This window comes from Streptomyces sp. NPDC051218 (assembly GCF_044455475.1).
Classification (GTDB): Bacteria; Actinomycetota; Actinomycetes; order Streptomycetales; family Streptomycetaceae; genus Streptomyces.
The window spans coordinates 853,047-866,306 of record NZ_JBITEU010000002.1; the positions used below are offsets into that span (position 1 = coordinate 853,047).

A 13,260-nucleotide genomic window follows, 5' to 3' on the forward strand; every position below is an offset into this window, starting at 1 on the left:
GTGGGTCAGGCCTCAGGGGCGCGCGGGACGCCCTCGGCCTCGGCGTGCGCGTCGACCTGCCGCTCCACCTCGCGCGCCTCGTCGGTCAGCATCCGCAGTCTGGCCTCGGCCTGATCCGCGCGGGCCTGGAGCCGTGCGGTGTCGTCCTCGATGACCCGGCAGGCCAGGTCCATCGCGGCGTCGACGTCCTCGGGAGAACCGCGCTCGGCCAGCTCCTCCAGTGCGTTCTTGACCGCGGGGATGCCGCCGCGGGTGTGGATGTCGTTCCAGAACTCATAGTCCATCCGGGCAGTTTGCCGGATCGCGGGCCACGGAGCGAACGGCGCGGGTGACCGGGGCTCCGGGCCCGGCGAGCTGGGCCCGCAGGCTCCGCATGACCTCTCGGCAGGCGGACGCCGCCCTGTTCGTGGCCTCGGAGCAGATGCGGCAGTGCTCGTGCTGCGGCGCGTGCCGGACGCACAGCTCGTGGCTCTGCTCACAGGCGATCGCACACGCCTCCAACTGGGCCGTCAGCAGCGCGGGATCGGCGTCTGTGCCGCGCGTCAGGACCCGCCGCGTCGCGGAGGCCACGTCGGCGCAGTTCAGATCGCGGTTGATCGCTGTCCGCAGCTCATCGGCCTCCTTCTCGGCGAGCATGCCGACCGCGCAGGCGGTCACGGCCAGTTCGCACGAGGAGAGGGCGTCGGCAGTGGTGGCGAGGGTCTGGTTGTCGAGGTGGTCGGCCCGTGAGGCAAGGCTGTCGAACAACTCGCGTGTCTGGAGCATCGCATCTCCAACGGAGTCCTGTGGGGCCCCGGTCCGGGGGTTCCCGGACCTGAGCGCACCCGGTCTCTCGACGCTAGCCCCACCCACTACACCCGGTGAAGGGCGCGGGTCTCAGCAACCGCGGCGCAGGGCGGATCGCATCGTGAACCGCCGGATCGGCGCGCTCCACGTAACTCGCGTGCGTTCGTCGGGAACTTTTCCGCCTCTCCGGCCGACTCCTGCACCGGCCCGATACGGCCGATCCGCACCACCCTTGATCCAGGAGAGCAGCCGATGTCCGCCGAACCCACACTCCTCGCCACGGACGACGGGCAGGCGACCCAGGGAGCGCCGCCCTCCGCAGGACGGTCCGGATGGGCGTCGCTGCGTCCGCTGGTGCTGCGACTGCACTTCTATGCCGGGGTGCTCATCGCACCCTTCCTGCTCGTCGCAGCCACCACGGGGCTTCTGTACGCCTGCTCGTACCAGGCGGAGAAGATCGTGTACTCCCACGAACTGCGCGTTCCGGTCGGTGAGAACAAGACCGAGCTGCCGATCTCGCAGCAGGTGGCCGCCGCACGCGAGGCGCACCCCAAGGGCACCGTCAGCGCGGTGCGGCCCTCGCCGGAGGACGGCGCGACGACCCGCGTGCTGCTGTCCGGAGCGCCGGGTGTGGACGCCGACCACACCCTCGCCGTGTTCGTGAACCCCTACAACGGCGAAGTGCGGGGCGCCCTGGAGCAGTACGGTTCCACCGGCGCGCTGCCGCTGCGCACCTGGATCGACGAACTCCACCGCGATCTGCACCTGGGCGAGACCGGCCGGCTCTACAGCGAGCTCGCCGCCAGTTGGCTGTGGGTGATCGCGGGCGGCGGCCTCGTGCTGTGGTTCGGACGCCGCCGCTCCCAGCGCAAGCTGCGCGGGGCGACGGGCCGTCGGCGCACGCTCTCACTGCACGGCACGGTGGGTGTGTGGGCCGCTCTGGGGCTGATCTTCCTGTCGGCCACGGGTCTGACCTGGTCGGCGTACGCGGGCCAGAGCGTCAGCGACCTGCGCGAGGCCATCGGGCAGACGACACCGGCGCTGACGGCGTCCGCGGCGGGCGGCGGGGAGCACGCGGGCCACGGCGGATCGGGATCGGGCGGTGCCGCCGGCGGCGACGGCGTCGGCCTCGACGCCGTCCTGAAGGCGGCCCGTGCCGAGGGCCTCTCCGACCCGGTGGAGGTCGTGCCGCCCGCCGACGCGTCGTCCGCGTACGTCGTCCGGCAGATCCAGCGCAGCTGGCCCGAGAAGCAGGACTCCGTCGCCGTCGATCCGGCGAGCGGCGAGGTCACCGAAGTGCTGCGGTTCGCCGACTACCCCGTGCTCGCGAAGCTGACCCGCTGGGGCATCGACGCGCACACCGGCACCCTGTTCGGGCTGGTCAACCAGATAGCGCTCGTCGCTCTCGCTCTCTGCCTGATCCTGATGATCGTGTGGGGGTACCGCATGTGGTGGCAGCGCGGACGCGGCGGTTCCTTCGGGCGTCCGCTGTCGCGCGGCGCCTGGCAGCACGTTCCGGCGTACGTCCTGGTCCCGTTGATGGCGGCCGTCGCCGTGCTCGGCTACTTCGTGCCGCTGCTCGGCATCCCGCTGGCGGCCTTCCTCGCCGTTGACATCGTGCTGGGGGAGATCGCTCACCGGCGAGGCGAACGCAACTACGCCTGAGACCCGATCAGTTGTGCGTCTCCGCGCCGCTGAGGTGATGGTCGGCGAGGTTCAGGACCTCGTCGACCACGCGGCGCAGATGCCCGTCGGGTGGGCCGTAGATCATCCGTCGGCCTTCCTTGCGTACGGAGACGAGACCGGCGAGGCGGAGTTTGGCCAGGTGCTGGCTGACCGCGGGCCGAGCCGCGCCGCACGCCGCGGTCAGCGTCATGACGTCGGCCTCGCCCTGGCCGAGGGTGTGCAGCAGGGCGAGGCGGGTGCGGTCGGCGAGGAGGCCGAGGACTTCGGCGGCGTGGGCGAAGTGCTCGGCGCCGGGGCCTCGCGGGTGCGCTGCCTGCGGGTCTTGCGCGTCTTGCGCATCGTGCGCAGGTGATAGGTGCATGCGTGCGCTCATACGCACATAATGGGCGCGGGCGCCCGGTGGTGTCCACTCTCCGTCCCGAGTCGGAAGGCGGTACCGGTGACTGAACCCCACGGACACTCACACCCTTCGCAGCGCTTTGCCCGGTGGCGGCACAAGCTGGGGCACGTGGTGAAGCCGCACTCGCACGAGGCCGCGGACAAGGTCGACCCGGCGCTGGAGTCGTCGGCGCGCGGCATGCGGGCGCTGTGGATCTCGCTGGCCGTCCTGGGCCTGACGGCCGCGGCGCAGGCGGTGGTTGTGCTGCTCACCGGCTCGGTCGCGCTGTTGGGCGACACGGTGCACAACGCGGCGGACGCGCTGACCGCGATCCCTCTCGGTATCGCCTTCGTCCTGGGCCGGCGGGCCGCCACCCGCCGCTTCACCTACGGCTACGGCCGCGCCGAGGAACTCGCGGGCATCGTCATCCTCCTGACGATCGCCGCGTCGGCGGCATTCGCGGCCTGGGCCGCGGTCGACCGCCTGCTCAATCCCCGTACGCTGGACCACCTTTGGGTGGTGGCCGCCGCTGCCGTCCTCGGCTTCATCGGCAACGAGTGGGTGGCCCGCTACCGCATCCGCGTGGGCCGCGAGATCGGTTCGGCCGCTCTGGTCGCCGACGGTCTGCACGCCCGGACGGACGGATTCACTTCACTGGCCGTCCTGTTGAGCGCGGGCGGCGCCGCACTGGGCTGGCGGCTCGCCGACCCGATCGTGGGCCTGCTCATCACCGCGGCGATCCTGCTGGTCCTGCGGGACGCGGCGCGCGAGGTCTTCCGCCGGGTGATGGACGCTGTCGACCCGACCCTGGTCGACACGGCGGAGGAGACGCTCCTGACGGTTCCCGGCGTACGAGGCGTCGGCGAGCTTCGCCTTCGCTGGATCGGTCACCGGCTGCGGGCGGAGGTGGCGGTGGTGGTGGACGGGGAGTTGCCGGTGCGGGAGGCGCACGAGGTCGCGGTGGCCGCGGAGCACGCCTTGCTGCACGCGATCCCCAACCTGACCGCAGCCCTGGTCCACGCGGACCCGACGCCCACCCCTGAAACCCCGGACCCGCACAAGGCGCTTGCGCACCACGGGATGTGAGGGCGGGGGGGCGTGCGAGAGTCCCGGCAGTCCCGGCACTGACCCCAGTGCCCGTGGTGGTTGTCGTGAACGGCGGCTGGGGGGCTGCGGTGGATCGGCCTCGGCGCGCGGGGTATTCGGGGTTCGGGATGGAGCCTCATTGCGCCTCAACGGGACGCCTACGCGATGAGATTTGCCGAGCAGGCCCGGCGGCCGCGCGCGCTGGCCGTCTTCGTCGTAGGCGCGCGGTGGTTGGCGCGGGGGAGGGGCCTGCGGTGGGACGGCCCTCGTCGGAGCCCGGACTGCGCGGGGTGTTCGGGGTTCGCGGTTGAGCCCCAGTCGTGAGCGCGGCATTGATCAAGCAGTGCGGTCCGTTCACCGAGGGCATGCGGTGGCGGTGGCGGGCCCTCCCAGCCGACCGCCCCTCCACCCCGCTGCCCGGCCGGCCGCACAACCGCGCCGTGCACGGGGGCCGTTTCCTCGGAAGCGAGCGGCGGGCTGCGTAGAGCCCCGCAGTCGGTCGCCCCTCGCCGATGCGTGGGGTGGCCCGGTGTCCGTGGCTGCGGCGCAAGGGTTCCGCGTTGCCGCCCTCAACCCCGGTACTGATCCCGCAGCGGCTACTATCTGCGGCCATGGCGTCAGGGCTGCGGGGCACGGTGCGTGGGGAGCGGCGGGTCGTCGTGCGGTGCGCCGGGTTCGGGGTCGGTCTGGCCACCCTGCTGGCCGTCCTCTGCGTGTGCTTCGGCTCCGCGGCACATCATGACGAGACGGGTGAGGCGGGCGGGTTGGGTGCCCGCGGCATGGTGTCCGTCTCCGCCGCGCTCACGGCTGGAGCCGGTGACCTTGCCCCCGTCGATCAGGACTCCCTCGGCCACAGCTGCCCGCCCGGCGACCGGTGCGACTCCGCCACGCACGCCGCCGCGATCACGCTCCCGGCTCCCGAGCCGGCGGTTCCGACGACGCTGGGGAAGGCGGGTCTGCCCGCGGTCCCAGTGACCGCACATCCCGTCCCGCGGTCGCCTGTTCCGCGTCGCGCCCCCGATCTCCACGTCCTTCAGGTGCAGAGGACCTAGGCCCGCCCCGCGCGCTCGCCCCGGCGCCGCGCGCTCGTGCCGATCACCTCACACACCATCACCACCGCCGCGCCCCGGGCACGGTGGGGACAAGGACACCCCCGGACATGGGCACCTCCAAGACAGGCAAGAAGACCGCGACCGCCACCGCACGAAAGGCCCGCATACAGGAGCTCCGCCGCGCCGAGCAGGCGCGCGAACGCCGCAACCGCATCATCGCCATCACCGCGGGCGTGGCCGTACTGGCAGGGCTCGCCGGGTTCGGTTCGTACGTCCTGCTCGACGCGTCGGAGAAGAAGGGCAAGGAAGAAGCGGTCGCGCAGGCCCCCGTCAAGGGGGAGAAGACGTGGGACGCGAAGAAGCTCGGGCGCAATCACGTCACGAAGAAGGTCGACTACCCGATGACCCCGGCGGCCGGCGGCGACCACAGCCAGGCGTGGGCCAACTGCCAGGGCGATGTGTACGACAAGCCGCTGGGCGAGGAGAACGCCGTCCACTCGCTGGAGCACGGCGCCGTCTGGATCACGTACAACGACAAGGCGGCGAGCGGCGATATCAAGACGCTGAGCCAGAAGGTCAGCACGACGCCGTACACGCTGATGAGCCCGGTCAAGGAGCAGAAGGGGGCCCTCACGCTCACCGCCTGGGGCCGCCAGCTCACCGTGGACGAGGCATCGGACCCGCGGGTCGAGCAGTTCCTGGGCAAGTACGTACAGGGGGAGCAGACGCCCGAGCCGGGCGCGGCCTGCACGGGTGGGGTCGGACCGGCCTGAGAGAGAGCGGAACTCGAACGGGAGCGGCGGGCGAGTGGGGAATCCATATCCTCCCCGCCGCTCCCGGCGGGTGCTATCGAGGAGCTGTACGCCTAGTCTCTGTGGTGTGCTGAGCATCGTCGATGATCTGTCCGGGTTCGGACCGCTGCGGATGTGCGCCCACGCGCCCTCGGCCGATGCCCTCGGCGTCCCCGACACCGCCGACACCTCCGACACCTCCGACACCCCGGACGACCCGGACGCCCTGACCGGTCTGCGCGTGCTCCTCGTCGCGGACGTTCTGTGCCGCATCGTCGAACTGCGCGGCCGGACCGTCCTCATCGGGTGGACCTGCCCGCCGGTGGCGTCGGCCGACGCCACCGGTATCCGTCCGGCCGACGCCCACGGCACCGTCGAGGAGATCACCGAAGCCCTGGGCGGCCCGCCGGCCGTTCACTTCACGAGCCGCACGTACGAAGCCGCGGGCGGTCTGTCGCTCCACGTCGGCGAAGCCACCACCGCAGGTGGCGCGGACCTGGACGGTCTCGCCCTGCGGCTGCTCCTCCTCGGCCACCCGCACCACGAACCCGTCCATGTCTCCGCGGAAGCCCTCGACGCCGCCGGTGAGAAGCTCGCCAACTGGCGGAAGGCCGTGGCGACGTGGGCCGACGAGCCGTCCAAGGCGATGCCCACCGCCTTCGTGGAACGGGCCCGCACCGCACTGGAGGACGGTCTCGACACCCCGGCCGTCTTGCGGCTGCTCGGCGATCTGGAGGCGGCCGTGGACGTACCGGGCGGTGCCAAGTTCGAGACGTTCGCCCACCTGGACCGCGTACTCGGTCTGGAGCTCGTCCGCGACGTGGGCCGCTCGCACTCCACCGAGGTGTATCGGTGAGCCGCCCCGAACGCGATCGCGGGCTCGGTCACGGGCGGGTGTGCCCGGTCCCTGACGCGGCGCCCTGACGCAGCATCTGCCCCAACGCGGCCACCACGGACGGCTCGACGCGGTAGTACACCCACGTCCCGCGCCGCTCGGAGGCCAACAAGCCCGCCTCCTTGAGCTTCTTGAGGTGGTGGCTGACGGTGGGCTGGGAGACGCCGACATCGGAGATGTCGCACACGCAGGCCTCGCCACCCTCGTGTGAAGCGATCAGTGAGAACAGCCGCAGCCGGACCGGGTCGCCCAGTGCCTTGAACATCGCGGCCGTACGAACCGCTTCCTCCGCGGAGAGCGGGCGCTCGGCGAGCGGCGGGCAGCACGGGGCCACGTCGGCGGCCACGTCGGTGGTCACGATCGGGAGCGTCCCTGAATTCGACATACGTCTATGTTGACACATGTCGAATCAAGTGGGAAGCTTGGCGGCAAGACATTGATGGTTGTCGAAACAGCAACGGAAGAAGTCAGGGATTCGCCATGACTGTGCCTGCTGATGCCGCTGAGCCGCCCGCTGCCGCCATGCCCGCCGTGGTGATCGGGGCCGGTCCGATCGGTCTTGCCGCCGCCGCGCATCTCGTCGAGCGCGGTATCGAGCCCCTGGTCCTCGAGGCCGGACCGCGAGCGGGCAGCGCCGTCCGGCAGTGGAGTCACGTACGCCTCTTCTCCGCCTGGGCCGAAGTCGTCGACCCCGTGGCCGAGAAGCTCCTGGCCCCCACCGGCTGGGCGAAGCCTGCCGGTGGGACCTACCCCACCGGCGGCGACTGGGTGTCCCGCTATCTGGAGCCGCTCGCCGGCGTGCTGGGGGAGCGGGTCCGCTTCGGCACGCGGGTCACCGGCGTCTCCCGCCTCGGGCGGGACCGCGTCGTGGACGCCGACCGCGAGCGGCAGCCCTTCACCGTGCACGTCGCCCGCGCTGACGGAACCGAGGAGCGGCTCACCGCCCGCGCCGTCATCGACGCGTCCGGCACCTGGTCCACGCCCGGCCCCATCGGCGGCGACGGACTCCCCGCCCCCGGTGAGCGGGCGGCGGCCGAGCGGATCTCCTACCGGGTGCCCGACCTCAAGGACCCGTCCGTACGCGCCCGTTACGCGGGCAGGCGCACCGCCGTCATCGGCTCCGGCGCCTCCGCGTTCACGGCGCTCGTCCACCTGGCGGACCTCGCGAAGGAGGCCCACGGCACGCACGCGGCGTGGATCCTGCGGCGCGGGATCGGTGGCTCCACCTTCGGCGGTGGTGAGGCCGATCAGCTGCCCGCCCGCGGGGCGCTCGGTCTCGCGGCCAAGGCGGCCGTCGACGGGGGGTACGCCGACGCCGTCACCGGTTTCCGTACCGCCGCGATCGAGAAGACCGGTGACCGACTGGTCCTGGTGGCCGAGGACGGTCGCCGCCTGGACCCGGTCGACGAGGTCATCGTCCTGACCGGCTTCCGCCCGGACCTCTCCTTCCTCGCCGAACTGCGCCTCGGACTCGACGAGCGCCTCCAGGCCCCGGTCGGCCTCGCGCCACTGATCGACCCGAACGTCCACTCCTGCGGCACCGTCTATCCGCACGGGGTGGGCGAGCTCTCCCACCCCGAGCAGGGTGTCTACCTCGTCGGCATGAAGTCCTACGGCCGCGCACCGACGTTCCTCGCCATGACCGGCTACGAGCAGGTGCGTTCCATCGCCGCCTCCCTGGCCGGAGACCAAGCAGCCGCGGAGCGCGTGGAGTTGACGCTCCCGGAGACCGGTGTCTGCGGCGGTGCGGGCCTCTTCGACGAGCCCGACGCCTCGAAGTCCGATGAGGGCGGCGGCTGTTGTGGAACCGGCGGCCACGTCCTCAAGGCATGAAGGCTTGCGGGATCATGGCTGGGTGATCCCCCAAGCCCTACGCACCGTCGAGCGCCTCGTGGCCCTCGACGCCACGTCCGGCGCCACCGCCGCGCTGCCCGCCGTGCGCGAGGCCCTGCGGCACACCCCCGAACTGTCCGCCGGTCCCGGGCGCATCGGCATCCGGACCAACGACGAACTCGCGGCCCTCGCCGAACTGTGCGAGGTCATCGGGTGGATCCTCTTCGACGCGGGCTTCAACGGCGCGGCCCACCGGATGAACGCACGGGCGCTGGCCCTGGCGGAGCTCTGTGGCGACCGCTGGACGGCCCGCTTCGTCCTGCTGAACGACAGCATGCTCCAGGCGCACACGGGAGCGCCGCGCACCGCCCTGGAGACCGCGGCTCGCGTCAACGGGGCGCGCGCGCTTCCCGCCAGGGTCAGCAGCCTCGTCCTGATCCGCCAGGCGCACGCGATCGCCATGCTCGGTGGTCGGCGTGAGGCCGTGGACCTGATGGACCGCGCCCGGAGCCGGTTCCTGGACGGCGTCTCGCGTCACGATCCGCCGTGGGCCTGGTGGATCGACGGGACCGAGCTGCTCGGCCACCGGGGCTGGGTCCTGGCCCGGCTGCGCCGATGGGACCAGGCCATTCCCCTCCTGCACGAGGCGGCCACCGCGCCCGGCCCCTCCTACCGGAACCTCTTCACCGCGCAGCTCCTCTCGGCCCTCGCACGAGCCGGGGCCTGGAGGGACGCGGAGGACCTCATCGCCCGGCTCGCGCCCGCAGCCGCCCGCATCGGGTCCGTACGCACGACCCGGACACTCAGCCGGACGGCATCCCGACTTCTCGGGAGGCCCGCCACCCCCTCGCCCCTACGGGAGGCGGCGGCATTCCTGCTGGAGTCCCTGCCGGCGCTCCGACCCACCTCCCCCGTCCGCCACGTAGGGTTCCGCGCGTGAGACGACACATAGATTTCGAGCGCCTGCACAACTTCCGTGACCTGGGCGGCTATCGGACCTCTGATGGACGTACGGTGCGCTGGGGCCGCCTCTACCGCTCCGACTCGCTCGCCAAGCTGCGGGACGCCGACTGGGACCGCTTCCTGTCCCTGGGGATCCGCACGGTGATCGATCTGCGCTATCCGTGGGAGATCGAAGCCAAGGGGCGGGTGCCCGAAGCGGAAGGGCTGGCATACGCCAACCTCAGCGTGGAGCACCGCCCCTACGACCAGGCCGAGATCGACCCCGGCCTCGACCCCTGGCGCTTCCTCGCCGACCGGTACGCGGAAGTCGCCCTCGACGGCGCGGCGGAGCTCCACCAGGCCCTTGAGGTCATCGCTTCCGGCAGCGCCCCGCAGGTCTTCCACTGCGCATCGGGCAAGGACCGCACCGGCCTGCTCGCGGCGCTCGTCCTCTCGCTGCTCGGCGTGGACGAGGACGACATCGCCGCGGACTTCGCCCTCACCGAACTCGCCACGGACCGGCTGATAGCCGACTGGAGGACGGCCCACCCGGACCGCGCCCTGAACTGGCCCGGCTACGGGCGAGCACCCGAAGAGATCATGCGCCTGTTCCTGGCCGACCTGACCGCCACCTACGGCTCGGTACGTGACTACGCGGTCAAGCAACTGGGCGTCGACGACGCTCTGATCGACCGACTGCGCACGCAGCTGCTCGACTGAGCCCGGATCGACGGGCGCCGACCGAGCGGGCCACTCAGGCCCGCGGCGCCTTGCCCGACGAGCGGCCGCCGTCCGCGACCGGCACGTCCAGAGGCCGCGCGAGTCCGACCACTCCCTCGTCCAGGCGTTGCAGATGGCGCAGGACGCGATAGGTGACGGTGCCCGAGCGCGGGGCGCCGGACCCCTCGGCCTCCAGCATCGAGGCGATGCTGGCGCCCGACTCGACCTCGCCCGAAGCCTTGTCGTCGTCGACGTACCCGGCGATGACCTCGATGTTGTGGGCGATGCGCAGGCCGGCCCGCTCAAGGCGCGGGTCGGCCGCGACGTTCTTGCTGAACGGCACGAGCTCGGCCGTCGCCGCCAGGGAACGGGCGTGGTAGGCGCAGGTCTCCAGGAGCGCCACCAGATAGCGGGCGGTCCTGCGGCGGCCACGCAGCGGGGTGATCGGATGGGTCAACGGCTGGATGGAGGCGCGCAGATCGTCGAGCGCGGTGTCCAAGTCCCTCGCCTTGTCCAGGAGATCGGCCGCCGGGCCGCCGCTGAGCTGCTCGACCGAGGCGGAGATGACATCGGCGAGCCGGGTCAGGACCGTGTTCAGGAGCTCGTCGGTGCGGTGGTCGGTGCGCACCGGAAGGACGAGCACCGCCGCGATGATGCCGCAGGCGGCCCCGAGCGCCGTCTCCTCGATGCGCAGCCAGAGCACGGCGAGGCTGTAGGTGTTCAGGAGCGTGTAGAGCAGGCCCAGCATCGCCGTGACGAAGAAGGACATGAGCGCGTACGACAGGGGAGCGGTGAAGAACATCGCGAAGATGAAGAGCAGGACCAGCGCGAACGCGACCCACGTGTGGTTGCCGACCAGACCCGCGAGCGCCACCCCGGCGACCACCCCGAGCACCGTGCCCAGGAGCCGTCGATAGCCCTTGACCAGGATCTCGCCCGTGGACGCGGTGTTGAGGAAGACGACCCAGCAGGTGAGCACCGCCCAGTACCAGCGCTGCGTGGAGAGGAACTCGCCGCCGATGATGGCCAGGGTCGAGCCCACCGAGACCTGGAACGCGGCCCTGGTGGTGGGACGCCGGAGGCCGGTGCGGTCGTCCTCATCGGGTGAGGCGGTCTCCTCGGCACCGGCGATCGCGATGTCCTCGGCGTCGAACTCCTCGCGGGAGCGGGTGGTCGCCGGCGAGTCGTCGGACTCGTCCTGGGGACCGTCGAGGGCGATCCGCAGACCGAGGACGGCTCGGGCGGCCTCACCGATGCCGCGGAACACGTCCTGCACGGCCATCGAGGCCCGCGGCAGGTTGTCCTCGTCGCGGTAGCCGAGCAGCCGGTTGCGTACGTGGGCGAGGCCCGTGCCCCGGTCGTCGGCGACCGGGCGGCCGACCAGCAGGTGCAGGGCCTTCAGGTCCCGGCGCAGGGTGACCGTCGCATCGTCCTCGGCACGGATGCGCGTCCCGGTCGCCGGTACGGGCGCGTACGGCAGATGCAGGGTGAGGGTGTCCGCGCGCTCGGCGCTGCGCGCGTTCAGGAGGAGTACGCCGAGACGTTCGGCCGCGATCTCCGCGTCCGCCACGCGGCGTTGGACCAGCGTCGCCGTGGCCGCGTCGGGGGTGCCCTCCTCGAGGCGGCCCTGGATCATCAGGGCCGTCTCGTGCAGCCGGGAGGTGCCCCGCCGCAGCTCGCCGAGGACCTTCTCCAACTGCTCGGGCGTGGCGTCGAGAAGCTCGATCTGCGTGGCCACCAGCTGCGCGAACCGCGCTCTGAAGGCGACGCGCAACCGCCCCAGATCGCGCCCCGGAGTCTCCGGCACGACGGCGAACCGTACGACGGCGCTGCACGCGAAGGCGACGGCCAGGGCCACATACAGGCGGGGCAGGGCGGAGGTGGTGGCGCCCACGAACAGGGAGACGAAGTAGACCTGAAAGCCGATCAGGCCGAGGGCCGTGCCCCGGTCGCCGAACCGGCGGCTGTAGACGGCGCCGAAGATCAGCGCGATGAAGAAGATGTCGCCCGCGACGACCTGGTCGTGCAGCAGCGCGCCCAGGGAGATCGCCGTGAGGGCGACGGGCAGGCCGAGCGCGAGCGTGACCGCCTGGCCGCGCACCTCCTTCTCCTTGATGGCGAAGGTGGAGACCATCGCGGCCATGGCACCCGCGACCATGTGCGTGACATCGGTGCCGAGCAGCGCGAGCACGACGAGCGTCAGCGCGATCGCACCGACCGTCCGCAGCCCCGCCATCAGTCGCAGGAGCCCGGGGTCCGATGCCACGAAGCGGTCCCATGTGCCGGTCCTGGTCCGCCGTCTCACTGCCCTCACACCCTCATCGCCGCTGTTCAGGGCGGATTCTGTCACGGACAGATACGACCGGGCTCAAGGGTTCACAGCGTGATACGCCCTGCGTCAGCTCGGCGCTCCCGCGCGCAGTCCGTCCATGACCAGGTCCAGGAGCCGTCCGGAGCGCGTCTGCCAGTCGCCGTGCGGGTCGATCTGCCACAGGCCGGCGATGGCGAGCAGGAAGTCGTCGGGGGTGACGCCGGGGCGGATGGTGCCCGCTTCCTCGTTCGCCTTCAGGAGGAGCGTGACGGCCGAGGTCACGGGCCCATGGCCCACTCCGGCCAGCGTGCCCAGCGCGCTGGTGGCCTTGCGCATCGCGTCGGCAAGCCCGGCCTTGGCCATGGCGTACTGCGCGAGGCGGTCCATCCACTCCCGCAGGGCCTGGTCGGGCGGGCGTGTCTCCAGGAGCTGGCAGGCGGTGTCGGCGACCTGCTGGACCTCGTAGCGGTAGACCTCCAGGACGAGGGCCTCGCGGCTGGGGAAGTTGCGGTAGAACGTTCCCTGCCCGACGCACGCCTTCTTGGCGATCGTGCTGAGCGGGGCGTCCGCCGAGTGCGTCAACTCGGCCAGGGCCACTTCCAGGATGCGCTCGCGATTCCGTTGCGCGTCCGAGCGCAGCTGTGGGTCCTTCTTCTGGTGCACTCGTCCTCCTCCCCAGAATCACGGCTGGGCCACTCTTGCTAAGCGGACAACTGTCCGTTAAGTTTTGAAGCTAACGGACAACTGTCCGCTTAGGGTCACCATACCGGCAGACCCCC

General features: G+C 71.7%; 14 protein-coding genes. 8 read left to right on the forward strand and 6 right to left on the reverse strand.

Features of this window, described 5'->3' with window-relative positions:
• Positions 1–5: 5 nt before the first annotated feature.
• Positions 6–284, reverse strand: a complete 279-nt coding sequence (locus ACIBCK_RS10265; protein ID WP_399388618.1) for a hypothetical protein — start codon at positions 282–284, stop codon at positions 6–8.
• Positions 274–765 (reverse strand): hypothetical protein, encoded by a 492-nt coding sequence (locus ACIBCK_RS10270; RefSeq protein WP_399388621.1) that lies wholly within the window; start codon positions 763–765, stop codon positions 274–276. The genes ACIBCK_RS10265 and ACIBCK_RS10270 overlap by 11 nt, the downstream gene beginning before the upstream one ends.
• A gap of 273 nt (positions 766–1,038) precedes the next feature.
• Between ACIBCK_RS10270 and ACIBCK_RS10275 the strand changes: the two genes are divergently transcribed.
• On the forward strand, positions 1,039–2,451 hold the full coding sequence (locus tag ACIBCK_RS10275; protein ID WP_399388623.1) for a PepSY-associated TM helix domain-containing protein: 1,413 nt from the start codon (positions 1,039–1,041) through the stop codon (positions 2,449–2,451).
• 7 nt (positions 2,452–2,458) lie between these two features.
• On the opposite strand, the gene ACIBCK_RS10280 is transcribed toward ACIBCK_RS10275, so the two are convergent.
• A complete protein-coding gene (locus ACIBCK_RS10280) occupies positions 2,459–2,845 on the reverse strand; it encodes an ArsR/SmtB family transcription factor (RefSeq protein WP_399388626.1) in 387 nt (128 codons plus the stop codon).
• A 9-nt stretch (positions 2,846–2,854) separates the two neighbouring features.
• Between ACIBCK_RS10280 and ACIBCK_RS10285 the strand changes: the two genes are divergently transcribed.
• The 4 genes from ACIBCK_RS10285 to ACIBCK_RS10300 all read left to right on the forward strand — a co-directional run bounded on the left by ACIBCK_RS10285 (position 2,855) and on the right by ACIBCK_RS10300 (position 6,636).
• Complete coding sequence (locus tag ACIBCK_RS10285; protein WP_399388628.1) at positions 2,855–3,937, forward strand: cation diffusion facilitator family transporter; 1,083 nt, start codon at positions 2,855–2,857, stop codon at positions 3,935–3,937.
• A 611-nt stretch (positions 3,938–4,548) separates the two neighbouring features.
• A complete protein-coding gene (locus ACIBCK_RS10290) occupies positions 4,549–4,989 on the forward strand; it encodes a hypothetical protein (protein ID WP_399388630.1) in 441 nt (146 codons plus the stop codon).
• A gap of 107 nt (positions 4,990–5,096) precedes the next feature.
• Positions 5,097–5,762, forward strand: coding sequence for a DUF3105 domain-containing protein (locus ACIBCK_RS10295; protein ID WP_399388633.1), 666 nt, complete (start codon positions 5,097–5,099; stop codon positions 5,760–5,762).
• A 106-nt stretch (positions 5,763–5,868) separates the two neighbouring features.
• The gene (locus ACIBCK_RS10300) at positions 5,869–6,636 is read left to right on the forward strand and encodes a hypothetical protein (RefSeq protein ID WP_399388635.1); all 768 of its coding nucleotides are present in this window, start codon (positions 5,869–5,871) and stop codon (positions 6,634–6,636) included.
• Between the two features lie 28 nt (positions 6,637–6,664).
• Here the strand turns inward: ACIBCK_RS10300 and ACIBCK_RS10305 are convergent, their stop codons facing one another.
• Positions 6,665–7,060 (reverse strand): ArsR/SmtB family transcription factor, encoded by a 396-nt coding sequence (locus ACIBCK_RS10305; RefSeq protein ID WP_399388637.1) that lies wholly within the window; start codon positions 7,058–7,060, stop codon positions 6,665–6,667.
• Positions 7,061–7,155: 95 nt separating this feature from the next.
• Here ACIBCK_RS10305 and ACIBCK_RS10310 point away from each other — a divergent pair, with 95 nt between their 5' ends.
• The 3 genes from ACIBCK_RS10310 to ACIBCK_RS10320 are packed head-to-tail and all read left to right on the forward strand — an operon-like array spanning position 7,156 to position 10,170.
• Entirely contained in the window at positions 7,156–8,508 is a 1,353-nt protein-coding gene (locus tag ACIBCK_RS10310; RefSeq protein ID WP_399388639.1) for an NAD(P)-binding domain-containing protein, read from the forward strand.
• A gap of 22 nt (positions 8,509–8,530) precedes the next feature.
• The gene (locus ACIBCK_RS10315; protein ID WP_399388642.1) at positions 8,531–9,448 is read left to right on the forward strand and encodes a DNA-binding protein; all 918 of its coding nucleotides are present in this window, start codon (positions 8,531–8,533) and stop codon (positions 9,446–9,448) included.
• Entirely contained in the window at positions 9,445–10,170 is a 726-nt protein-coding gene (locus ACIBCK_RS10320; RefSeq protein WP_399388645.1) for a tyrosine-protein phosphatase, read from the forward strand. The genes ACIBCK_RS10315 and ACIBCK_RS10320 overlap by 4 nt, the downstream gene beginning before the upstream one ends.
• A gap of 34 nt (positions 10,171–10,204) precedes the next feature.
• Here ACIBCK_RS10320 and ACIBCK_RS10325 read toward each other — a convergent pair whose 3' ends face one another.
• A complete protein-coding gene (locus tag ACIBCK_RS10325; protein ID WP_399388916.1) occupies positions 10,205–12,484 on the reverse strand; it encodes an FUSC family protein in 2,280 nt (759 codons plus the stop codon).
• 84 nt (positions 12,485–12,568) lie between these two features.
• On the reverse strand, positions 12,569–13,144 hold the full coding sequence (locus ACIBCK_RS10330) for a TetR/AcrR family transcriptional regulator (protein WP_399388647.1): 576 nt from the start codon (positions 13,142–13,144) through the stop codon (positions 12,569–12,571).
• Positions 13,145–13,260 lie beyond the last annotated feature (116 nt).

What these genes read in the sequence shown, in the direction of transcription:
- ACIBCK_RS10285 (WP_399388628.1), top strand. Translation starts at nt 2,855, where the DNA reads ATGGGCGCGGGCGCCCGGTGGTGTCCACTCTCCGTCCCGAGTCGGAAG.
- ACIBCK_RS10295 (WP_399388633.1), top strand. Translation starts at nt 5,097, where the DNA reads ATGGGCACCTCCAAGACAGGCAAGAAGACCGCGACCGCCACCGCACGA.
- ACIBCK_RS10290 (WP_399388630.1), top strand. Translation starts at nt 4,549, where the DNA reads ATGGCGTCAGGGCTGCGGGGCACGGTGCGTGGGGAGCGGCGGGTCGTC.
- ACIBCK_RS10265 (WP_399388618.1), bottom strand. Translation starts at nt 284, where the DNA reads ATGGACTATGAGTTCTGGAACGACATCCACACCCGCGGCGGCATCCCC.
- ACIBCK_RS10305 (WP_399388637.1), bottom strand. Translation starts at nt 7,060, where the DNA reads ATGTCGAATTCAGGGACGCTCCCGATCGTGACCACCGACGTGGCCGCC.
- ACIBCK_RS10270 (WP_399388621.1), bottom strand. Translation starts at nt 765, where the DNA reads ATGCTCCAGACACGCGAGTTGTTCGACAGCCTTGCCTCACGGGCCGAC.
- ACIBCK_RS10275 (WP_399388623.1), top strand. Translation starts at nt 1,039, where the DNA reads ATGTCCGCCGAACCCACACTCCTCGCCACGGACGACGGGCAGGCGACC.
- ACIBCK_RS10310 (WP_399388639.1), top strand. Translation starts at nt 7,156, where the DNA reads ATGACTGTGCCTGCTGATGCCGCTGAGCCGCCCGCTGCCGCCATGCCC.
- ACIBCK_RS10280 (WP_399388626.1), bottom strand. Translation starts at nt 2,845, where the DNA reads ATGAGCGCACGCATGCACCTATCACCTGCGCACGATGCGCAAGACGCG.